Raw genomic sequence first — 24,592 nt, forward strand, 5'->3', positions numbered from 1 at the left:
TCTAAAGATAATTATTTTGTATATTTTTCAATACTCCATTTGATAAAATAAAAATTTTATGGCACTTTCGAGCTAAATTTGGATCATGAGTTGCTATAACAAAAGTTGTATTATAACTTGAATTTATTTTTTTTAATAATTCAAAAAAATTATCTGAATTCTGTTCATCTAGATTTCCCGTTGGCTCATCTGCTAAAACTAAAGCAGGATTATTAATAATAGATCTAATAATTGCTATCCTTTGACTTTCTCCTCCAGATAATTCATGAGGATGATGATTGCTTCGATCTTGCAATCCAATTAATTCTAATAAAATTTGAGCCTTTTTTTTTGCTATATTTAATTTCATTCCTCCAATTAATAATGGCATTGCGACATTTTCTAAAACAGAAAAATCTGATAATAAATGATGAAACTGATATATAAACCCTATACGCTTATTTCGTATGAACGCGCAATTCTTATCAGATAATTTATTTAAAGCATATCCCTCAAAAAACACATCACCTGAATTTGGCTTATCTAAACCTCCCATTAAATGTAATAACGTGCTTTTTCCAGATCCAGATGTTCCCATAATAGCAATAATCTCATTATATTGCACAGAAATAGTAATACAATTTAATACTTTTATTGAAAATTTAGGACATTCATAGTACTTTACTAATTGTATACAATTTAATAACACAGAATTAGTACGCTCTTTTTTAACCATGACGCAGTATCTGGATTGCTCGAATAGACGACATCCTCCAAGCAGGAAATAATATAATCAATAAATTTAATACACAAATTATTATGATTATACTGAATATTTGAATATATTGTATTTCTACAGGAAAATATATTTTTTCTGAAGAAATATTAAAAAATAATAATATTTGATTTAATTTTATAGAAAATAATAATCCTAAACCAATGCCTAATACTATTCCAATAATACTATTACTCATACCTTGCATGATAAACAATATTAAAACTTGACTGCGATTAAATCCACATGTTTTTAATATTGCTATTTCTTTTTGTTTTTCTACTATCGATAAAACTAAAAAAGCAACAATATTACATCCAGATATAATGATTATTAAAATAAATAATAAAAACATTATACTTTTTTCCATTTTTATAGCTTGAAATAATGATCCTTTATATTCACGCCAATCTTTCCAAATCCAATCTTTAGGAATATCTAAATAATCAAATTTATTAAGTTTAAAAGGTTCATGTACCCATATTCTCCAACCCGTGACGCACCGATCAGGATAATGTAATAAAACCGCAGCATCGTCTTTATGCATTAATACCTGATTCGTATCAAACCCTCCGTTATTAGAAAAATAAATATCTGATATTGTAAACAGTCGTTGACTAAAAAGACACCCAATAGGAGTAATTTGATTAACCGATGGAACAATAATACGAATTTGATCATTTATTTTTACTGATAATTTTTGAGCTAATTCTGATCCAATAATAATATTATACTCCCCTGATACTAACTTAGTTATATTATTATTTTGTTTTAAATATTTAGATAATGGCTCAAAATGGTTAGGATCAATTCCTAATAGCATTCCTAAAGATATTTCTTTAAGGCCTTGCAATATAATATTAGAAATAACTAATGGTTTAAAATATGCTATGTTATCTGACATTTCGTGAAATAAAAAATTAGGAATATTGTTTACATGTGTATACCCTGAGGAAGAAGTAATTAAAATATGAGGGGTTAAATATAAAAGATTTTTTTTTAACTCACTCTCAAATCCATTCATTACAGATAATATTATTATCATTACTGCTATACTAAGCATAATAAAAATGCTAGAAACCCAATAAATATATCGACTAAATTGATTTATTGTTTTCCCAAAAATATACCGAAAAGCGATAAAACATACTACAGCAATATGCATACTATTTTACTAAAAAATATTTAATTTTGAAAATATTGATCCAATTTTATTAAATAACTCTTTAAATATTAAGCATACGTAATCTAAAAACTATACTGCATTATTATTTAGTAATATAAAAAAAATATAATCAACATATTTTACATTACAATGACATATCATCATTACTTTTTATATTATTAACAACACGTAAAATTTCCCCAGTATTAGATGATAGCAATTGTAATTCTACATTAAATCCTTGCATATCTCCATCATAGATATTACCATAAATTATATAATCAGCTTTTAAATAATTCGCTACTTTCACAGAAAATTCATAAGAATTAACAACATCTTCATAGGAAACTTCTAATTCTCGATATATATGATACAATTTATTTAAACTTATAATAGTATACGTATCATTATTATTTTCCAAAATCAAATTAATCAAAATATTTGTAATATTGATTGTTTGTACCACCCTACTGCTATTGTTTTTAAAAATATTTATTAACACAGAACTATTATAATTAATATTATCCTTAAAAAAGGATACATCCTGTAACATTTTATACAAAATAATTTTCCAATTAACTACTATCATACTCTCAATAACATCATGCAATTCAGAATTTACTGTTTTAATAATAACTGCAATCGCTATATTATCAACAATACACATGCCAATATTAATAAAAAAAACTATACTAAAAACTAATCCAGTATTTTTTCTCATATCTACAACATAATAATATACTACTTATCAAAGGATAAAATCCTGTTACATTTTTAAACTAAAATCATTGCAATGTAATGAAAAATAATTTTAAAAAAATATATAAATTAATTAAAACGATATGATTAATAATCTTGATGTAATAATGGACCAAGTAATTTACCTCCTAATAAATGCATATGTAAATGATAAATTTCTTGACCAGAATTTTTATTACAATTCACTATTAATCTATAACCTGAAATATTTATATTTTTTTTAGCTGCTATTTTTGATGCTACTAAAAACAATCTCCCCAAAGTTATTTCATGTTCAACTTTTACATCATTTACGGTAGGAATTAATATATTCGGCACAATTAAAATATGAATAGGAGCTTTCGGATACAAATCATAAAATGCAGTAACTAAATCATCTTGATATACGAGATCAATTTTTACCTTTTTTTGAATAATATCTATGAATGGATTATTTTTTTTCATTAATTTCCTTTAAATAACAAACATTATTACACAACAACAACTTACTATATAATTAATACATTATAATTCGACGCGAAATAATTCACAAAAATTAGATGTAGTAATAGATGCTATTTCATCTAGAGAAATTTTCTTTATATCAGAAATATATCGAGCAATATCATATACATAAGCAGGTTGATTTTCTAAACCTCTATAAGGAACAGGAGTAAGATAAGGAGAATCTGTTTCTAATAACATTCGATTCTCTGGTACGTATTGAATAACTTTTTTAAAATTATCAATATTTTTAAATGTTACCATCCCAGAAAAAGATATATAAAAATTCATATTCAATAAAATTCTAGCAGAATCTATATCGTCGCAAAAACAATGAAGGACCCCTTTACATTGTTTAGCCCCTGTTTCATTTAATAAAATTAAAACGTCTTTCATAGCATTACGACTATGCACAACCAACGGCTTATCTATATTTTTAGCAATATCTATATGTTGGCAAAATATTTCTTTTTGTACATTTTTATTACTTATGTTATGATAATAATCTAATCCTGTTTCTCCAATAGCTATTACATTATCGTTAAAAACAAAATTATTCAATTTATTTAAATCCACTCTTTTAATGGTGAAATCACATATATTCATTGGATGAATACCACAAGAAAATAATACATCTTTTCTATATCCAACAAATTGGATCATATTTTCATAATCTGATAAATCAGTACTGACTGATAAGACTAATTTGACTCCTTTTTGATATGCTTTACTTAAAACATCTGATATATCTGCATGAACATTATGATAATTTAATTTATTAAGATGACAATGAGAATCAATCAAAAACATAACATTAAATACTCCATAATTGAGAACATGTTTCTACTAAATTTTGTTCCCAGTGTAATAAACGACAAGTTAATAATAATTCATGATTAATACTATCAAATTTTTGAAAATAATGAAATAAAATTAACCATTGTTTTAATTGCTCATGTAAAGCGAAAACACTCCACTGCATAGATACAATATAAATCAATTTTAATTGATCTAAATTTATAAAAAAATCTTCTTGAATGCCTTGTTTGTATTTTAATGCATCTAAAAGTACAGTTATCAACCAGCACACAGATACATTCATATATTTTTTAGAATTCAAAAGTGACAACAATTGTAAATAAGATTTATTTTTACACACATTCTTAAGAATATCATACAATCCTAAACGATAATTCCACATATCCGACGATTTTAACATAAATTTAGCTAATATAGGAGATCCATAATTTAATCTTAAAGCAGTCCTAATAGATACATTATCATTATTACCCCCTTCTTCTTGTGTTTTTATCCATTTTAATCCTATATGTTCTGGAGGAGATAAAATAAACCACCTCATACATCGACTTCTTATAGTTGCAGGAATATACATATACTCTCTAGTTTTTAAAAAAAAATAAGTATTTATAGGCGGTTCTTCTATAATCTTAAGAAGTAAATTGACAGATTCAGCATTTAAGTATTCTATATATTTTATAAAAACAACTCTCACCTTATTATATATAGTGTGTTCATAAATCGAATTTATACAAATTTTTATTAAATCTGTATTTATAGTTGGAGCGTGATTTTGCAAACATAATTGATAATAATTGGGATATTGTTCGATATTCATTAAATAACAATGATGACAAACATCACAATATTCCATATTAATAGGGTTTTCACAAATTAACCAACGAGCAAGAAATTCAATTAATCTATCCTCACCATTATCCCATTTACTACTAAAAAGCATCGCATGATGCCCCTTATTTATGCAGTAAGAATGTAAAATCCGATAATAAATAGTTTTTAACCACGGATACCACTGTATTTTCATATTAAATTTATTTAAACCAATTATATAGCCATACATCCAAATATTGATAAATAGATCGAGAAACTATTTCTAAACTTTGATTGGCATTAATTGTAATAATATTTTTTTGAATAGCAGCAACTTTCTTATAATATTCTCGTACTTTATAAAAAAAACTCAAAGGTTCTTTTTCAATACGATCTAACTTGTCTCTATTTTTTACACGCAATAAACTAATTTCTGGAGCAATATCTAGATAAAATATTAAATGTGGAAATAAATTATTTATTACACTTTTAGATAATAAATACAAAAAAAATTCATCAACCCCCCGACCTCCACCTTGATATGCAAAAGAAGATAAATCAAATCTATCTCCAATAACCCAATCACCTTTAGTCAAAGCTGGTTTTACAATGTTTTCTAATAACTGAGAACGTGCTGCATATAACATCAACACTTCTGTCATATTAGTAATAGATTCATCTATAGCGCCATTCTTAATTAAGAATCGTAACGAATCTGAAATTTTTGTACCTCCCGGTTCATGAACAGTGATTAAATTAGTAATATTATTATTATTAAAATATTGGACTATTTTAGAAACAATAGTAGTTTTACCCGATCCATCTAATCCCTCAACTACAATAAATTTATTATTCATACTATAGATAATTGATAAAATACACAGCCATTATAATTGATTAAATCTAAACCTCTCGGGTAAATTTAAAATATATTACTACACCTTTGTTTCTACAACATCATTTTTAATAATTTAATGCATATAATTTTTTTAAAAATAATTATGTAATTTACACCATCACTTTTTCATATTTTACACAAAAAATACAACAAACTCTTTTTTTATAAAAAAGATAATTAGTTTATTATATGAAATTTTAATAAATTTAATAATGTTTTATCAGAATAAAAATAATTATTGATGACATTTACAGATGCTAATGGTAATAAAGAATTAGTAATAAACACTTCTTCCATTTCTTTTAAATGTTCTATTCCTACCATTACTTCTTGTACAACGTAACCTAAATCAGGTAATATTTTTAATATCACTTGCCTAATCACTCCATTTACCCCTGCATGATGCAAATAAGGAGTAAATACTTTATTTTTTTTACGCCAAAAAATATTAGCACTACAACATTCAACAATATTGTTTTCAGTATCTAATACTAATACATCATCAATATTTTTTTTATTTCGATATATTTCTGAGGCAATTAAAACTTGTTCTAAACGGTTTAAATGTTTAATTCCTGATAAAAGAGGATTTCTCGATAATCGTATAGAACTTATTTTTAAACGCACACCAGAATAACACAACTTTTTATAATGTTCAGAACACGGAAGAACACGAATAATACGTAATATTTCCAATTTATCATCAAAACCATATCCATACACTACTCTATCATAACTCATTCGAGTTATGATAATTTTTATTATTCCATATTTACTATAATTTGCCGCTTTTAAAATTTCTTTGTATAAAATATGAAAATTTACATTATCAAACATTAATCGTCGGGCTGACAAAATCAATCTATCCATATGATAACTAAGCCATTGCACTTCTCCTTTTTTAATTTGAGAAGTTGTAAAAAATCCGTCTCCAAAATGTAAAGCACGATTATTTAACGATATTTGCGTTTGTAAAACTCCATTAACCCAATACATTTTATATTCATTAATAATATCAATAGTAAAATCAAACTCTTTTTACGTTTAAATACCTGTATTTAAATATTATATTAAACGCTTCTTAAGAATATTTGTATTTTGTAATTAAAATAATACTCAAAAACAAAAATTAAAATTCATACATTCATTATACTATTTTACAAAATTAAAAATTAATATGACTATACAATTGTAATTTCTAAAAATTCAACACTTAATTCCTGGACGTAATATACATATTTTAAATTCAATAATAAAATAATTTTGATTCATTCATATATTATATAACTAGATTAGTTTGTTGTGATTAACATTAATAAAATCTATAGCTGATTGAACAGTGGTAATTTTTTCTGCTTCTTCATCTGGAATTTCTATATCAAATTCTTCTTCTAATGCCATAACTAATTCTACAGTATCTAACGAATCTGCTCCTAAATCATCAATGAATGAAGCATGATTTACTACTTCTTCTTTTTTCACTCCTAATTGCTCGCTAATTATAGCTTTTACTTTTTCTTCAACAGTACTCATACTTTTATCCTATCAAAGTGATACCATAAATTTATTTTCAATAACTAATTGAAATAAATCTTTAATATATATTCTCGTTTTAATAAAAAAACATCTATAATAAATCAAAATAAATAATTAAATTTATTACCAAATAGTGGTTATTCAAATAAATTACTTCATCCCATATACATTCCTCCATTTACATGTATAGTTTGGCCGGTAATATAACTTGAATCATCAGATGCAAAAAATACTACCGCATTAGCTACATCTTTAGGATTACCAAAACGACGTATTGGAATTTTAGATAAAATATTCTCTTTTTGCTTATCAGTCAAATTTTTTGTCATATCAGTATCAATAAACCCTGGAGTTACCACATTCACAGTAATACCCCAAGACGCCACTTCTTTGGCTAATGATTTTGTAAATCCAATTAAACCTGATTTGGCTGCTGCATAATTTACCTGACCAACATTTCCTATCATACTTACTACAGAACTTATATTAATAATCCTACCATAATGATTTTTAATCATTGGTTTTATTACTGCCTTAGACATTCTATATACCGCATTGAGATTAACATCTATTACTGATTTCCATTCATCGTCTTTCATGTATACCAGAATATTATCTTGAGTAATACCAGCATTATTGACTAATATATCTATATGACCAAATTCCTTATGTATTTCTTGTAAACAAAAATTAATTGAATACTGTTTAGTAACATCTAAACAAACCCCCTTTCCTTTGCTACCCAAATACATATTAATATTTTTTACACCACCTTCATCAGTAGCTGTACCTATCACTGTAGCCCCATAACTTACAAACAATTCAGAAATAATTCTTCCAATTCCTTTTCGAGCTCCAGTTACTAAAATATTTTTTTTTATAAAAATCATCTGTATATATGTTCCTGTTTAATAATTTTTCAAATAAGAAATAATTAATTTTTTACACACATATTTATCGCTGTTAATAATCTATTAATATTATTTATCGATAAACTAAATATATTATCATACATAGATCTCTGTATTAATTGAGTTAATACCTTTCCAGGGCCCATCTCTAAAAATTTTTCAATATTGTTACCAATAATTTTTTGAATAATTTCATGCCAACGCACTGGGGTATACAATTGACGTATTAATGCATCACGAATCGCTAATGGCTCTGATTCAATTGATACATCAGTATTATTTATAATTGGTATTTTAGGTGGATAAATCTTTACCTTTTTTAAAGCTTCTTTAAATTTATTAACCATTGGTTTCATTATAATACAATGCGATGGCACACTAATTGGCAAAAATTTAACATATTTTGCTCCTGCTTTTTTACAAAATAAATTTACTTTTTCTACTGCTTTTATGTGTCCTGAAATAACTATATTGCCAGGAGCATTAAACCCAGCAGGAGCAACAATTTGATTGTATATAGATTCAGTCATTTTACAAAATTCAATTACAGTATCATTATTTAACCCAATAATTACAGACATAGCTCCATCTCCATATGGAGATACTTCTTGCATTAATTTACTTCGAACCATTATTAATTTTACTGCAGATAATAAATCTATACTTTCAGAACACACTAAAGCAGAATATTCTCCTAAACTGTGACCAGCCATTAAATTTGGTATTTGCCCTCCTTGTTCTCTCCATACCCTCCAAATAATCACCGAAGCCGTTAAAATAGCTGGCTGAGCGTAACAAGTTTTATTTAATTTGGTAATAGGCCCATATTGTGTTAATCTCCATATATCATAATTTAAAATTTCCGACACCTCATCAAAAATTTTTCGTACTAATTTGTAACGAGTAGCAAAATCTGATAACATACCCAAATGTTGTGATGATTGACCAGGAAACACCACAGCTAAAGTCTTATCTTTAGTATTCATATATTATTTATATTTCCTTTAATATTAATGTATTTTATAAACGTAATAAAACCGATCCCCACGTAAGTCCAGCCCCGAATGCTTCTAATAATAGTAATTGATTTAATTTAATACGTCCATCTCGAACAGCTTCATCTAATGCTAAAGGAACAGAGGCAGCTGAAGTATTTCCATGTTTATCAAGTGTAATTACTATTTTTTTCATATCTATATTCAATCGTTTAGCAGCTGCTGAAATAATTCTTAAATTGGCTTGATGAGGTATTAACCAATCTAATTCATCTTGATGTAGATCATTTTCTTTTAAAGTTTCCTGCACAATATGTGTGCACACAGAAATAGCCATTTTAAATAATTTATTGCCAGCCATTGTTAAATGTACAGAAGAACAAGAATTATTAAATCTGTTATAATTAGGAAGAGTGAGTAGATGTCCATATTTTCCATTTGCATGCAAACGTGTAGAAATAATCCCAGGGTTTTTTGAACGACCTAATATTACTGCTCCAGCTCCGTCTCCAAATAAAATCAACGTACCTCGGTCTTTAGGATTTAAAGAATGACTTAAAATATCTGAACCTACAATTAACGCATATTCTGCAGTACCGTGCTTAATATATTGATCCGCTACATTCAATGCATATATAAAACCAGAACAAGCTGCTGATAAATCAAAAGCAATAGTATCACGTATATTCAAATCACGTTGAATCTGACAGGCTGAGCTAGGAAATGCATGACTAGAAGATGTTGTAGCAACAATAATAACGCCTATTTTATTAGGCTGCACGTTCGACATATCTAAAGCTTTTCGGGACGCAAAATAACCCATTTTTGCAACAGTTTCATAAGAATTAGAGATACGACGCTCTTGAATACCAGTACGTGCTATAATCCATTCATTTGAAGTATCTACCATTTTTTCTAATACAACATTTGATCTAATATGTGCAGGTAAATAACTTCCTGTTCCAAAAATTCTAGTAAACATATATTATTAATAATAATTATTTTGATATGATAACATTTGACTTAATCGATCAGCAATTTTCTCTGGTATTCTTCTCTCTACCGAATGAACAGCTTGAATTATAGCTTTAGTAAATGCATGTTGATTAGCTCCTCCATGACTTTTAATTACTGTGTTATGCAACCCCACCAAATATGCTCCATTATATCGATCTGGATTTAATTGGATAAATTTTTTAAAAAAAATCTTACTAAACCAATGCTTAATATGTTCAATCACATAACAATATATTGTATTTTTTTCTTCTGATTTTTGAAACACAGACAAAACAACCCTTATAACCCCTTCCATAGTTTTCAATGTAATATTTCCAATAAATCCATCACAAACTATAACATCTGTTTTACCTGCTAATAAATCATTAGCTTCAATATATCCAATATATCGAATCGATGAAATAGTATGTAATATTTTTGACGCTTGACGAATATTATCTAAGCCTTTAGATTCTTCAGATCCTATATTTAACAAAGCTACTTTAGGATTACCTATCCCTACAATCTGTTCTGATAATACTGTTCCCATAATTGCAAACTGCACTAACATCGAACCACTACAAGCAATATTAGCACCTAAATCTAAAATTACAGTTTTCCCTTTGTTTTGATGAGGAAGAAATGTTGTTAATGCAGGCCGATCAATTCCATTGATAGGCTTAAGTACTAACTTGGATAATCCCATAAGAGCCCCAGTATTACCCGCACTAACACAAGCTTGAGCATTTCCTGACTTAATTAATTCTAAAGCAATTCGCATGGAAGTATCTTTACTTACTCTAATAGCTTGAGATGGTCTATCATTATCGCTAATTACTGATTTTGAAGGAATTATAGTTAACCTGTTAATATATTTGCTATTAAATTTTTTTAAAACAGATCTAATCATACTAGGATTACCAACTAACAGACAAACAAGTCTTGGACACAAATCCAATGCCTCTAAAGAAGCGGGGACAATAACTCTAGGGCCAAAATCCCCCCCCATTGTATCTAGAGCAAGAACTAAATGTTTCAACGCTATTTATATTATTGAGAATTATTTTTTTCAACCATTTTAAGTCCTTTATAAAAACCATCGGTAGTAATACAATGACGACGATGAATCTCTTTTGAGATCTGATCTACTGATATATTTGTTAGTTTCAAAGCATTATGAGAACGACGCATACCTCGTCTAGAACGAGTAGATTTATTTTGTTGAACCGCCATAATACACCTCTATTTATTTAATATTACCCTACTAATTACAAATTAACGATAACATGACCCTTATGATCAAATTGATATGTATATATATACCATATACATAATAAAAATATATTATTCAAAACTAAAATCACATAATTATGTACAAAACACTAACTTTCACCTATACCTATTTATAGGTATAAAAATATACATGTTTAAAGCTTGCTAATCGTTAGTCAAAACATTTTCCCAGCTTATTTTACGATTATTAGCGTGTCATATATTTATTTATAAAATAATTAATAATGTATTAAAAATATATTTAAATCAATCAATACTACAAAAATATTTTATATAAATTCAAATATGAAAATAATTATTGAAATAATATACATTATTTTTCTATAAGAAACGATATATATAATATATAATCAACTCAAAATTTATACATTCCGCTATTATATGTACTTATTCTATATTTAAAATACATATACGTATATTTATTTTCATAAATAACCAATCTTCTTACGCTATTTTTTAATTTTTACTACTATATTTACTATCCTGATCCCATTATAACACGCAATAATATCTATAATAAAAATTACATACCAGGTATTTGGAGACATACCCTACATTTAATGTATTAGCATAAATAATAATAAATTTTTTAATAATTTATCTAGATATTTACGTATTTAACTATTAAGCTAAAAATTAAACTCATTTCATATTACATATATATAAATAACATATTATTCTTCTTATTAAGATAAATTAATTACAAAAACACAATACTGAACATAAAATCTATCGACATCTTCCCAATCTTTATAATTGAAAGAATATTTAATATTTGTACACAATCATTATATATATAAAATATATTAAATATTTTAAAAGTGCATTTTTATTTATTATTATTAATCAAGTATTAGTATTGTAAATATATTAGTGAGTAATATTATACCCTAACTTATGAATATTATTCATACACACAACACTGATAATGAATAACAATATTGGTGCAATTTACTGTCTTTTTATACAAATAAAGCTCTTAATTTTTACTAACGTTAAAAATAAGTATTTTTTTAATATACTATTTATTACAATTTATAATATTTGTTATCCCTAATTTCAAACGTTGAAAATTAACATATTTAACGAAATTCTAATAAATCTTCTGCCTAAAATTATGTTAATTTATTCTTGGCTTTAACTCTCTTATTAAAAAAATTAATTATTAAAACCATTAATTTTAATATTATTTAAATAGACATACAATTACTAATTCTTAAACTATAAAAATTTTCAAAAAAAATTCAATATATAGAAATAATATTCCTCGCTTTGAGTAAAATCACAGTAATACATTAATTATGTTCATATAATAAAATTATTAATTATGAAATCCATACGAATACAAACCTAAACCAAATAAAATAAATATTTAAATATAATATTCTGGTACATATAATGAATATTATTAATATAATAAGTTTAAATTATATAATAGACACATTCAATTAAATACATGATCAAAAATAAAATAAAAATATATTTAATATTTTAAATTACACTTTTACTTAAATATACATCGAGTAAAATAATAGTTATACACAATAAAAATTTTTAATAATATAAAATACATTAAATTATTAATAAATTTTTTAAATATTTAATAAAAAGAAAATATATTATTTGTATGATAATGTATATAAAAAATTTTATCAGCTAAAAAACTATAAACATATGTAAAAATCCGTACCATACATAAGATTTTACAAATATATTCATATTACAATATATAATAATATCAACATTTGAGTATTTCATAATGAAAAGAATGCTAATTAACGCCACTCAAAAAGAAGAACTTAGAGTAGCATTGGTAGATGGACAACGTTTATATGACTTGGATATTGAAATAATCGGACATGCTCAAAAAAAATCTAATATTTACAAAGGTAAAATTATTCGTATAGAACCTAGTTTAGAAGCAGTATTTGTAGATTATGGTGCAGAACGACATGGATTTTTACCAATTAAAGAAATTGCCCGAGAATATTTTCTTTCTTCATCGTGTGCTCAAAATAAGTCTAACATCAAAGATATCTTACGAGAAGGTCAAGAATTAATTGTACAAATAAATAAAGAAGAACGAGGAAATAAAGGTGCTGCCCTAACTACTTTTATTAGTTTAGCCGGTAGTTATTTAGTTTTAATGCCAAATAATCCAAAATCTGGAGGTATTTCACGAAGAATAGAAGGCAATGATCGCATAGAATTAAAAACAACCTTAGCTACTTTAGCATTGCCTGAAGGTATGAGTTTAATTATTCGCACAGCTGGAGTGGGTAAATCTGTAGCCGAATTAGAATGGGATTTGACCTCTCGGTTGCAACATTGGAAAAATATAAAAAACACAGCATCTATTCGATTAGCTCCATTTTTGATTCATCAAGACAGCAATGTCATTGTCAGAGCGTTTAGAGACTATCTTCGCCCAGATATAGGAGAAATTTTAATTGATAATCCTGATATTTTAAATGTAGCTAAAGAACATATCACTTCTTTAGGAAGACCAGATTTCGTAAAAAAAATTAAATTATATAATGGAGAAATTCCTTTATTTAGTCATTATCAAATCGAATCACAAATTGAATCTGCATTTCAACACGAAGTACGTTTACCGTCAGGAGGATCAATTGTTATTGATGCAACTGAGGCATTAACAGCAATTGATATAAATTCTGCTCGGTCAACAAAAGGATTAGACATTGAAGATACGGCTTTTAACACAAATTTAGAAGCAACAGATGAAATAGCACGACAATTACGTCTTCGTGATATAGGTGGATTAGTAGTAATAGACTTCATAGATATGACATCAAATTCTCATCAACGAGAAATTGAAAATACTCTTCGAACAGTAGTACGTCAAGATAGAGCGCGTATTCAAGTCGGACGTATCTCTAAATTTGGATTATTAGAATTATCTAGACAGCGATTGAGACCTTCATTAGATGAATCTAGTCATCATGTTTGTCCTCGTTGTAGTGGGACAGGTAGTATTCGAGATAATGCATCACTTTCTTTATCTATCTTACGTTTAATCGAAGAAGAGGCATTAAAAGATAATACTTGTGAAGTACATGCAATCGTTCCTGTAGCTATTGCATCATACCTACTTAATGAAAAACGAAAAGCTATTAGCGATATTGAACAACGTCAAAAAGGAGTGAGAGCAATTATTGTACCGCATGAACAAATGAAAACTCCAAATTATGAAGTGCGTCGTATACGTAAGGGAGAAACAAATAACAATCAACCAAGTTATGCATTAGCAACCTATCATAATAATAATTCAACATTATCTTCAGAAAATACAATCATACAAAATTATGATTTTGATGTAGAACAAAAAAAATTATTAAAAAAAAAACAGAATACACTATCCCTAACAAAATTATATCAAGAAAACATATTATTTTCTTTAAACAATTTTAAACTAAGGCTCAAAAAAAATATCTTTAAAATTATTAAACTAATTAATTTTTATTTACTCTTTAAACAATTAATACGGAAACACATTTATACGATGCAAACATGGATAAAAACAATACATAAATGCAATATTAAAAATAAAATATATATCTCTTCTTTTAATAAAAAAAAGAATTTGCAATATAATAAACATCCAAAAAAATTATTATATCAATATAGTGCTAATTTTAATAATAAACAGAGTGTAAATAATAAAAAGAAAATCAATTCTAATATTGATTACAAAAATAAAAAAAACAATTTTAATAATCACAATTCAACACAGTTACGTTATAAAAAACAACCTTATTCAAGTATATATTTTTCAAAATTTATTAAAAGTGATATGAATCATTCTCTTGATAATTTTTCTATTATGAATATAAAAAAAAATACACATCAGATGAAAAAAAAGTTTAAAAGAAAAGAAAATTCTATATAAAATGACCGTTATTTTTTTTGATAAAATAACGGTCATTTTACTAGCAGACAAAAATTTTTATTTAATTAAAATATAAAAAATCCACATCTATCCTAATTTATATATATAAATATTCTATATAATAAAAAATGCATATATTTTCATTAAATTAATTTCTAAACAGAAAAACGGGCAATTTATTTTTCCATAATTTCTTTAAAAAGAAACACCATTAAACCCATCTTTTTAAAAAAATAAATGAACTACACGTATACATATCATATAATATAAAAATTAACAGACTTCACTGCGTTTTTAATAACATGACTTTTATTTATATTTAATAATATTAAATATATTATTTGAAGTTAACTGCAAATAAAATAATATTTATGCATACAATAAACATCTATAAGATAATTTACATTATATTATCATTCCAAATTACTGATTATTATTTATAATAATAACTTAATGCCGTTTATTAAAAATATACAATAATGTTTATTGAATGAATATTATAAATTGATAAAAAATTATACAATCCATAAAACAATTACTATTCTGTATAAATATAAAGTTAATTTAATTTAAAATCTTGATTAAATATTATAATAATATACTTATATCTAAATTGAATCATATATCAGTAATAATGAACATAATTGCGATTAAATGTTTTAATTTTTTTAACAAAAGATTATCTATAGGAATCAAAACATTAAAAATATTAATGTATATTATTTTAAACATACACTTTCATTATGTTGTTGCGGAGATATATTTATTATCTAATAATAATAACATTCTGGGAGAAAACTTAAGATATACTATCCCTAATAATAATTCACATTCCTTAGAATATTTTGCTAAAAAGTTTAAAGTAGGATTACGAAACCTATTAGCAGCTAACCCAGATATTGATCTATATCTTCCAGATTCAGGAAAACCCATTCTTATACCAAAAAAATTAATTTTACCAAATACTCCTCATAAAGGAATTATTATAAATATTGCTGAAATGAGATTATATTATTATCCTAATACTAAAAACAATAATATTGTTATGGTGTTTCCTATATCTATTGGTACCCCTACCCATGAAACACCATCACAATGGATAACTTCAATAAAAGATAAAAAAAAAGATCCTATTTGGATCCCTACCCAAAATATTCGAAATGAATATATAAAAAGAGCCGAAATTCTACCTTTAATGATTTTATCAGGACCTAATAATCCTTTAGGATCTTATGCTTTATATTTAGGCAACAGTTATGCGATACATGGATCTAATACAAATTTAGGAATTGGATTAAGAGTAACAAGAGGATGTATTAGATTAAGAACAGAAGATATAAAACTTCTTTATACCCTGGTCCCATTAAACACTAGAGTACAATTTATTAATGAGCCAATAAAAATAGCTATTGATTCAAATGGAATGCAATACTTAGAAATACATACTCCTTTATCCACTATAAATAATAAACAAGACAATAAAACAGCAACCATACATAATTTAAAAATACGTACATATACAATGCTACAAAAAAATAATTTTAAAAACATAAATTTTTTAAAAGTAAATCAAGCCTTAGAAGAATGTTTAGGGATACCAATTGAAATCACAACATAACCTCATTGTCATTATCATGTTGTTATACAAAAATACTTATTTATACAATTTCGGGCTTAAAAAAATTATTAAAATTTATAATCTACTCTTTACTTCTTTAAATTAAAATATTAATAAAATTACCCATAAAACAAAAAATTATTTTTAATCATTCTGAATAATAAAACTATATACTTAATATCAATTCTACTATTTGATCTACACAATCATATTAACATTACATATTTTAAATATATACCCGGGACGAGATTTGAACTCGTACAGCATAAGCTGAGGGATTTTAAGTCCCTTGTGTCTACCTATTCCACCACCCGGGCTTTTTCAATTATGCAAATAAAAAATATAAATATTTTACATAAAATTTTACTAATAAAACACAGGCGCGTCTCGGGCTTGAACCGAGCTAAACGGATTTGCAGTCCGCTACATAACCTCTCTGTCAACGCGCCCCTCATTTTCAATAAAACTATTATTAATTCATTGTGTAATAAATATATTTAATTTTTATAACGTATGCATTATTAAAATGCATAATGCATAATTGCTAAATCAACACATCCCTAAAAAATATTATTTGTATATTGCCGTTTGCAATATAAAAAAAAATAATAAAAATATCATGCTACTAATTTGAAAATAATTTATTGTTATTCTATTATAATCTTGTAATTATTTTTTTATATTTTTATACTGTACTATCCGTACCCTTTTATATTTATATTTGATGTATATATTTTATATATATAATACATTTTAAGAAATTATACAAACATTACTAAAATTAATGCATATATACAAATAAATAAAATTAAACTATTAATGATGTCAATCAATAGTTATAATTTAACAATTATACAACATGCAGTATACAAGTAATAACATAACGACCATAATGCCAATACAACTGAAACATACAGAGCCACTATTCCTGTTATCATTGTCCACTCATTAAATCTACATAACAATACAATTAATGCAGACATTTGTATAAAAGTTTTTAATTTACTTAACCAAGATACAGAAAGATCACGGTGATTATAAATTTTAGCTATCCATTCTCGTAATGCTGAAATAATAATTTCTCTAATAATCATACTAGATATAGGTAAAGTCATCCACCACACGTGGAAATATTCAGATATCAAAACAAACGCTGTAATGATCATAATTTTGTCTACCACCGGATCTAAAAATTTTCCAATTTTACTGGTTTGTTTCCATCTACGCGCTAAAAAACCATCAAACCAATCTGTAATAGCAGCAGTAATAAATATAATCGTGCAAAGTATTGGCCCCCATTGTACCGGTAAATAAAATACTATAGTAAAACACGGCACCATCACTAACCTAAATAAGGTTAAAAAAATCGGTATATTAAAAGTATTACAACATTTAATAAGAGTAAATATGATTAACATCATTACACATTACATAGCATAGGCAATTCAATATACTATTTTTATTTTAAAGAATTTATTTATATTCAGTTTATAAATACATTAGGAGTTATTATACATAATTTTATATATATTTATAATTTTTTACCCTGATTCAAAAAAATGTTATTTTTTGGATTATTTTATTGTATACATATTTACTTATTGTATAACAAATTATATAAACAATTTACTATATGCAACATATGTGGGTCGTTAGCTTAACTGGCAGAGCAGTTGACTCTTAATCAATTGGTTATAGGTTCGAATCCTATACGACCCATAAAAATATTAGTTTTTATTTAAGTAAACAATTATGATTTATACCTATACAAATAGAAACTAAAAAACAAATCATTATATTTAAAATATACAAATCCTTAAAAACATAATTATTTGTTAACATTCATATATACAAGGCTGATTTTTGGAGGAGTAGAGATTCGAACTCTAGAATGTAAAAAAATACATTACCGATTTTCAAGACCGACGCCTTCATCCACTCGGCCACTCCTCCAAAAATCAGCCTTGTATATATGAATGTTTATTTAATAAAACACTCCTAAATCAATTAGGAAATAAATGCATAAAATATATATCATATAATATGATACAATAACATATAATTAAAAATTATTTTTCAAATATATACAAATTATAATAATGAAACCATGAAACAAGACCAATTTAATATCAATACTGATCTAGAAGGATATTTAATAAACTTTGAAGACTGGAACTCAAAAATAGCCATAAAATTAGCTAACTCAGAAGGCATTAAACTTAATAAAATACATTGGGATCTTATTTATTTTGTGCGTATGTTTTATAAAGAATATAAAATGCTACCAAAAATTCAAACATTAATTAGCATTATCACACTAAAACACGGACAAATAAAAGGAAACAGTAGATATCTAATTAAACTTTTTCCTAAAAAATCAGTTACTCAGCAGATTTCAAAAATAGCTGGTCTTCCAAAACCAAAAAAGTGTTTATAATAAAATAGAAAAAATTTTATTTCTACGTTTATACTTATATATAAACCTCAAAATTTTTAACAATTTTAACTAATACTTAACAATCGAAATCTTATACATAACTTAATCCATACACTAACTCTTGATTTTATGATAACTATCCCATATTTATAATAATTAGACAATGATAACCTCAAAGAGGGGTATATTTATGATATCTAGTAAGTTTGGAATAGGACAACAGGTACGACATAGATTATTAGGATATTTGGGAGTAGTAATAGATGTCGATCCAGAATATTCATTAGAAAAACCAACTTTATCTGAAATTACTGGCGATGATTCCTTACGACAATTTCCTTGGTACCATGTAGTTATGGAAGATGAAGACGGTAAACCTATTCATACTTATTTAGCAGAAGTTCAATTAGGATACGTAGATACTCCTGGGCATCTAGATCAATCTACTTTAGATGATTTATCTGCATCTATTAAATTGCAATTAAAATCTCCCCGATTAAGAAACTAGTGTATTAATAATATTACAGATTATTAATAAATTTTATACAATACATTATCCAAATTATTTTTTACAATATAATTAGTTTATTCTAATTATTTTTATCATATTAAATAATAAAAACATATTTAATTAAAAAATTGAATCAATTAATATTACTTCTTATACACTATTTCTTTTAAATAACAGTGTTTTTTATCATATAAGAATATATATAATTTTCGAAACAAAATTTTTCTTTATTCATAACGTACAGATACTATATAGCTATCTTTTATAAAATAATAACAACTGAATAATATAAATATGATTTAACAAAAAATATCCAATAGGACAAATGTTTATATGCAAAATAAACGAGAATCTTACACTAAAGAAGATTTATTAAACTCAAGCAAGGGAAAATTATTTGGTAACAAAGGACCAGTGCTTCCCGCTCCTAATATGTTAATGTTAGATCGCATAACAAAAATGACTATGAACGGAGGTAATTATAATAAAGGTTTTGTATCAGCAGAATTGGACATCCGAGCAGATATGTGGTTTTTTAATTGTCATTTCATCAATGATCCTGTTATGCCAGGATGTTTAGGATTAGATGCAATGTGGCAATTGGTAGGTTTTTATTTAGGTTGGATTGGAGGAGAAGGTAGAGGACGAGCTTTAGGGGTAAAAGAAGTAAAATTTACTGGTCAAATTCTTCCTACATCTAAAAAAGTTACTTATTTTATTCATTTTCGCAAAATTATCAACAGAACATTAATTATGGGAATGGCTGACGGAGAAGTTTTATGCGATAAAAAAATAATTTATACTGCAACTGATTTAAAAGTTGGATTATTTAAAAACGTTACAAATTTTTAACACGTATAATATTACGTATTAAATACATATACACAATAATTAAATAATCTATATATAATTTTTATAATAAAAATTAATAACCTAAATTAATACAATTATATCAATTTTATCTGATATAGTTATATTTTTGCATCATATCACAATGAATTTTTAAATACACAGTACAAAGATATATAAAAAATCAAATGTAATATATATGTATATATTACTTTAATATATATAGGAATTTTATAATGCAAACCACATCTATATCAAATATATTACAAAAATTTATTCCAGAAAATACTAAAATTACTGTACATGGTTGGATTCGAACCTTACGACATTCTAAAGCTAAAATTTCTTTCCTTGATCTATATGATGGATCTTGTTTAAAGACTTTACAAATAGTAATAGGAGAAAATTTACATAACTACAAAAGTGAAATTTTACATTTAACTAGCGGTTGTTCTGTAACAATCTGCGGAAAAATAGTAAAATCTATTGGTAACAAACAAGATATAGAGCTCGTTGCTACAAATGTTACAATATTAGGATGGATAGATCAACCTAATACTTATCCAATCACACCAAAAAAACATTCTCTGGAATATTTAAGAAATGTTGCTCATTTAAGATCAAGAACTCATATTTTTGGAGCCATTTCTCGTATTAGACATATTTTATTTCAATCTATGCACAATTTTATGCACAAAAAAGGATTATTATGGATACCTACCCCAATAATCACTGCGGCGGATACAGAAGGAAATAGTAAAATGTTTTATCTTTCTGAAAATTTCAATAATAAAAATATCTCTAATAATATTTCTACTAACCAAGTAAATGGTGAACAATTTTTTTTTGGAAAAAAAGCATTTTTAACAGTATCTGGTCAATTAAATCTCGAAACTTATGCATGCGCGCTATCTAAAGTTTATACCTTTGGCCCCACATTTAGAGCAGAACATTCTGATACTAATCGACATTTATCAGAATTTTGGATGTTAGAAGTAGAAATAGCTTTTTCAAAGCTGAATGATATTATTGAATTAGCAAAAGCATTTTTAACAAATATGATTCAAATTGTCTTAGAACAATGTACTCCTGATATAACATATTGTTCAAATCATTCACAATGTAATTTATTTAAACGATTAGAAAATTTTTTAAATAATAAAATTGCTTATATAGAATATACCGATGCAATAAATTTATTAATTTCATGTAATAAAAATTTTAAAAATACGGTATTTTGGGGAGGTGATTTATTTTCTGAACATGAAAAATATTTATCAGAAGAATATTTTAAATCTCCTGTGATTATTATGAATTATCCAAAAAACATAAAAGCTTTTTATATGCGTTTAAATGATGATAATAAAACTGTTGCATCAATGGATATTTTAGTTCCTGGCATTGGAGAAATCATCGGAGGCTCACAAAGAGAAGAAAGATTAAACATATTGAAGGAACGATTATTAGAAAATAATCTTTCTAACAAATATTATTGGTGGTATCAAGATTTAAGACGATACGGTACAGTGCCTCATTCAGGTTTTGGATTAGGTTTTGAAAGACTGTTAATATACATTACAGGAATAACAAACATAAAAGATGCAATTCCTTTTCCTAGAGTATTTAAAAACATTAATTTTTAAATTATATATAATGAAAATTGTTAATACAAAATATTAATAATTAATAGTTGGCATTTACAACCATTTTTGATATAAGTAGAAAATACTATATACACATTGCTAATGGATATAATTATCATGTTTGAATCGATGTTAATGGCTCCTTCTGATCCTATTCTTGGTTTATCTACAATTTTTAGAAATGATATTAGAAAAAAAAAAATTAACCTGGGCATTGGAGTATATATAAATGAACACAATGAGGCTCCAATTCTAGAAAGTGTTAAACATGCTGAAGATTTCTTACTAAAAAAAGAAATGAATAAAAATTATCTAAATATTGAAGGGATACATGCATTTAATAATGCAACCCAGTCATTATTATTTGGACAAGACGAATCTATTATATCAAAAGAACGAATAAGAACCGTTCAAGCTCCAGGAGGAACTGGAGCACTAAGAATAATTTCAGAATGTATCGCTAAACATTTTAATATCTATTTTGGAAGAAAACAACGAATATGGATTAGTGATCCTACTTGGGTTAATCATAAAAATATTTTTATCGCATCAGGATTAGAACTCCATACTTATCCATATTATAATCAATACAAACATGCACTTGATTTCGAAAAATTCCTTGATACATTAAACTGTTCAGTAAAAGCTACAGATATAGTTCTATTACATTGTTGCTGCCATAATCCAACCGGTATCGATCCAACAATTGAACAATGGAAAATTTTATCTGAAAATTCTGAAAAAAATGGATGGATTCCATTATTTGATTTAGCTTATCAAGGTTTTGATACTGATTTAAAAAACGATTTACAAGGATTGCATATTTTTTGTAAACACAATTCGGAACTAATAGTATGCAATTCGTATTCTAAAAATTTTGGATTATATAATGAACGTGTAGGAGCATGCACCATAATAGCACAAAATAACGATCATGCTGAGCGTGCATTAAGTCAATTAAAATCTACTATTAGAGCTAACTATTCTAATCCTCCAGCTCACGGAGCATCTATAGTATCTACTATATTAACAAATCCTATACTATATTCTATTTGGGAAAATGAATTAAAATGTATGAGAGAACATATTAAAAATATGCGATTTTTACTTATACAAAATTTAAATCACAATAATCAACACAACAAACCAAATTTTGACTTTATTACAAACCAAAAAGGAATGTTTGCTTACATGGATCTTAATTCAAATCAAGTAACTAAATTAAGAAAAAACTCAGGAATTTATTTAGTAGATTCTGGAAGGATTAATTTAGCGGGGTTATCTAAACAAAATATTCAATACGTATGCGAATCCATACGTGATTTATTTTAATAAAATTTAATACAACCACACAATACTCTTTCGTAATTTTTTATATTTCAACCTTATCTCATAATGAAGAGATAAGGTTGAAATATAAAAAATTACCGTCTAACTTTAAATATGGATCAACTAGATAATCTTCTTATCTACCTTTCATATTAAAAATGTATTATTTTTTCTCTCATATCCAATACTAGAAATAGGTCCATGACCCGGTAAAAAATTAATATCATCCTCTAAAACAAGTAATTTATTTTTAATTGAATTTATTAAAGTCACATAACTTCCCCCTGGTAAATCTGATCTTCCAACATTTTTTTTGAATAACACATCTCCCATAATGATAAATTTACACGATTCGTTCCAAAAAACCACATGCCCAGGAGAATGCCCTGGGCAATGTAATACTTTAAAAACTTCATAACCTACCTCTATAATATCCCCATCTTTTAACCAAAAGTCAGGGGACACTGCGCAGTTACAATACTCTTTAATTTTTAATATTTGACATTGCAATGTCAAATCATTCATTAAAAATTCATCATCCTTATGAGGACCCCAAATTGGAACATTATAATATTTTTTTAAATCTACAGCATGACCAACATGGTCAATATGACCATGAGTTAATACAATCTTATTAATCCTAACATTTAAATTATCTATTACTCTAAATAACTTTTCTTTTTCCCCACCAGGATCCACTACAATTGCATCATGAGTTTGCTCACACCACACTATTGAACAATTTTGATTAAAAGAAGTAACTGGTATAACATGATATTTCATTTAACCCTCTATAAAATAAAAAAACAAAAATAGATTTATTAAATAACTTAAACTATATTACTACAATGAATAAATACTCACACATTAAAAATA

General features: G+C 25.8%; 22 protein-coding genes, 4 tRNA genes and 1 pseudogene. 8 read left to right on the plus strand and 19 right to left on the minus strand.

Translation table 11 applies throughout. The annotated features are described in order from the left end of the window. Position 1: 1 nt before the first annotated feature. From BVAF_RS01980 to rpmF, 14 genes are all read right to left on the minus strand, one after another. Positions 2-715 (minus strand): ABC transporter ATP-binding protein, encoded by a 714-nt coding sequence (locus BVAF_RS01980; RefSeq protein WP_013516716.1) that lies wholly within the window; start codon positions 713-715, stop codon positions 2-4. Then, positions 708-1,919: an FtsX-like permease family protein gene (locus tag BVAF_RS01985; RefSeq protein WP_013516717.1), complete on the minus strand. Its 1,212-nt coding sequence runs from the start codon at positions 1,917-1,919 to the stop codon at positions 708-710. The genes BVAF_RS01980 and BVAF_RS01985 overlap by 8 nt, the downstream gene beginning before the upstream one ends. Before the next feature lie 145 nt (positions 1,920-2,064). Continuing rightward, the gene (locus BVAF_RS01990) at positions 2,065-2,640 is read right to left on the minus strand and encodes a hypothetical protein (RefSeq protein WP_013516718.1); all 576 of its coding nucleotides are present in this window, start codon (positions 2,638-2,640) and stop codon (positions 2,065-2,067) included. Between the two features lie 125 nt (positions 2,641-2,765). After that, positions 2,766-3,122 (minus strand): HIT domain-containing protein, encoded by a 357-nt coding sequence (locus BVAF_RS01995; RefSeq protein WP_013516719.1) that lies wholly within the window; start codon positions 3,120-3,122, stop codon positions 2,766-2,768. A 60-nt stretch (positions 3,123-3,182) separates the two neighbouring features. Beyond that, positions 3,183-3,971, minus strand: a complete 789-nt coding sequence (locus BVAF_RS02000; RefSeq protein ID WP_013516720.1) for a YchF/TatD family DNA exonuclease — start codon at positions 3,969-3,971, stop codon at positions 3,183-3,185. Positions 3,972-3,975: 4 nt separating this feature from the next. Then, the gene (locus tag BVAF_RS02005) at positions 3,976-5,004 is read right to left on the minus strand and encodes a DNA polymerase III subunit delta' C-terminal domain-containing protein (protein WP_013516721.1); all 1,029 of its coding nucleotides are present in this window, start codon (positions 5,002-5,004) and stop codon (positions 3,976-3,978) included. 7 nt (positions 5,005-5,011) lie between these two features. After that, complete coding sequence (gene tmk, locus BVAF_RS02010) at positions 5,012-5,647, minus strand: dTMP kinase (protein ID WP_013516722.1); 636 nt, start codon at positions 5,645-5,647, stop codon at positions 5,012-5,014. 218 nt (positions 5,648-5,865) lie between these two features. Further along, positions 5,866-6,684: an aminodeoxychorismate lyase gene (pabC, locus tag BVAF_RS02015; RefSeq protein WP_013516723.1), complete on the minus strand. Its 819-nt coding sequence runs from the start codon at positions 6,682-6,684 to the stop codon at positions 5,866-5,868. A 291-nt stretch (positions 6,685-6,975) separates the two neighbouring features. Then, positions 6,976-7,221, minus strand: a complete 246-nt coding sequence (gene acpP, locus BVAF_RS02020) for an acyl carrier protein (RefSeq protein ID WP_013516724.1) — start codon at positions 7,219-7,221, stop codon at positions 6,976-6,978. A gap of 158 nt (positions 7,222-7,379) precedes the next feature. Then, on the minus strand, positions 7,380-8,114 hold the full coding sequence (gene fabG, locus BVAF_RS02025) for a 3-oxoacyl-ACP reductase FabG (RefSeq protein ID WP_013516725.1): 735 nt from the start codon (positions 8,112-8,114) through the stop codon (positions 7,380-7,382). Between the two features lie 44 nt (positions 8,115-8,158). Continuing rightward, on the minus strand, positions 8,159-9,121 hold the full coding sequence (fabD, locus tag BVAF_RS02030; protein ID WP_013516726.1) for an ACP S-malonyltransferase: 963 nt from the start codon (positions 9,119-9,121) through the stop codon (positions 8,159-8,161). A 34-nt stretch (positions 9,122-9,155) separates the two neighbouring features. Continuing rightward, positions 9,156-10,112, minus strand: a complete 957-nt coding sequence (locus BVAF_RS02035) for a beta-ketoacyl-ACP synthase III (protein WP_013516727.1) — start codon at positions 10,110-10,112, stop codon at positions 9,156-9,158. Positions 10,113-10,118: 6 nt separating this feature from the next. Next, on the minus strand, positions 10,119-11,165 hold the full coding sequence (gene plsX, locus BVAF_RS02040; protein ID WP_013516728.1) for a phosphate acyltransferase PlsX: 1,047 nt from the start codon (positions 11,163-11,165) through the stop codon (positions 10,119-10,121). Positions 11,166-11,176: 11 nt separating this feature from the next. Further along, positions 11,177-11,359 (minus strand): 50S ribosomal protein L32, encoded by a 183-nt coding sequence (gene rpmF, locus BVAF_RS02045; RefSeq protein WP_013516729.1) that lies wholly within the window; start codon positions 11,357-11,359, stop codon positions 11,177-11,179. A gap of 1,819 nt (positions 11,360-13,178) precedes the next feature. On the opposite strand from rpmF, the pseudogene rne reads away from it, so the two are divergent. Beyond that, positions 13,179-14,708, plus strand: a pseudogene (rne, locus tag BVAF_RS02050) (ribonuclease E); the annotation flags it as partial. Positions 14,709-15,963: 1,255 nt separating this feature from the next. After that, positions 15,964-16,947 (plus strand): L,D-transpeptidase family protein, encoded by a 984-nt coding sequence (locus BVAF_RS02055; RefSeq protein ID WP_148259509.1) that lies wholly within the window; start codon positions 15,964-15,966, stop codon positions 16,945-16,947. 235 nt (positions 16,948-17,182) lie between these two features. On the opposite strand, the gene BVAF_RS02060 is transcribed toward BVAF_RS02055, so the two are convergent. The 3 genes from BVAF_RS02060 to pgsA form a co-directional block, all read right to left on the minus strand. Beyond that, positions 17,183-17,264 (minus strand) — tRNA-Leu (locus tag BVAF_RS02060). A gap of 61 nt (positions 17,265-17,325) precedes the next feature. Further along, positions 17,326-17,396, minus strand: a tRNA-Cys gene (locus tag BVAF_RS03215). A 387-nt stretch (positions 17,397-17,783) separates the two neighbouring features. Next, positions 17,784-18,365 carry a CDP-diacylglycerol--glycerol-3-phosphate 3-phosphatidyltransferase gene (pgsA, locus tag BVAF_RS02065; protein WP_013516732.1) on the minus strand — a complete coding sequence of 194 codons (582 nt, stop codon included), beginning with the start codon at positions 18,363-18,365 and terminating at the stop codon, positions 17,784-17,786. Between the two features lie 228 nt (positions 18,366-18,593). On the opposite strand from pgsA, the gene BVAF_RS02070 reads away from it, so the two are divergent. Continuing rightward, positions 18,594-18,666 (plus strand) — tRNA-Lys (locus BVAF_RS02070). Positions 18,667-18,811: 145 nt separating this feature from the next. On the opposite strand, the gene BVAF_RS02075 is transcribed toward BVAF_RS02070, so the two are convergent. Then, positions 18,812-18,900: transfer RNA gene (locus BVAF_RS02075), tRNA-Ser, on the minus strand. Between the two features lie 154 nt (positions 18,901-19,054). On the opposite strand from BVAF_RS02075, the gene BVAF_RS02080 reads away from it, so the two are divergent. The 5 genes from BVAF_RS02080 (at position 19,055) to BVAF_RS02100 (ending at position 23,719) form a co-directional block, all read left to right on the plus strand. Next, on the plus strand, positions 19,055-19,384 hold the full coding sequence (locus BVAF_RS02080) for a TusE/DsrC/DsvC family sulfur relay protein (protein WP_013516733.1): 330 nt from the start codon (positions 19,055-19,057) through the stop codon (positions 19,382-19,384). A 190-nt stretch (positions 19,385-19,574) separates the two neighbouring features. Beyond that, a complete protein-coding gene (gene hspQ, locus BVAF_RS02085; protein WP_013516734.1) occupies positions 19,575-19,892 on the plus strand; it encodes a heat shock protein HspQ in 318 nt (105 codons plus the stop codon). 336 nt (positions 19,893-20,228) lie between these two features. Next, complete coding sequence (fabA, locus tag BVAF_RS02090) at positions 20,229-20,747, plus strand: bifunctional 3-hydroxydecanoyl-ACP dehydratase/trans-2-decenoyl-ACP isomerase (protein WP_013516735.1); 519 nt, start codon at positions 20,229-20,231, stop codon at positions 20,745-20,747. A gap of 233 nt (positions 20,748-20,980) precedes the next feature. Further along, positions 20,981-22,387: an asparagine--tRNA ligase gene (asnS, locus tag BVAF_RS02095; RefSeq protein ID WP_013516736.1), complete on the plus strand. Its 1,407-nt coding sequence runs from the start codon at positions 20,981-20,983 to the stop codon at positions 22,385-22,387. A 117-nt stretch (positions 22,388-22,504) separates the two neighbouring features. Continuing rightward, positions 22,505-23,719 (plus strand): amino acid aminotransferase, encoded by a 1,215-nt coding sequence (locus BVAF_RS02100; RefSeq protein ID WP_013516737.1) that lies wholly within the window; start codon positions 22,505-22,507, stop codon positions 23,717-23,719. 144 nt (positions 23,720-23,863) lie between these two features. Here the strand turns inward: BVAF_RS02100 and BVAF_RS02105 are convergent, their stop codons facing one another. Beyond that, positions 23,864-24,499: an MBL fold metallo-hydrolase gene (locus tag BVAF_RS02105; RefSeq protein ID WP_013516738.1), complete on the minus strand. Its 636-nt coding sequence runs from the start codon at positions 24,497-24,499 to the stop codon at positions 23,864-23,866. Positions 24,500-24,592 lie beyond the last annotated feature (93 nt).

Origin of the sequence: Candidatus Blochmanniella vafra str. BVAF (assembly GCF_000185985.2) — a bacterium.
Classification (GTDB): Bacteria; Pseudomonadota; Gammaproteobacteria; order Enterobacterales; family Enterobacteriaceae; genus Blochmanniella; species Blochmanniella vafra.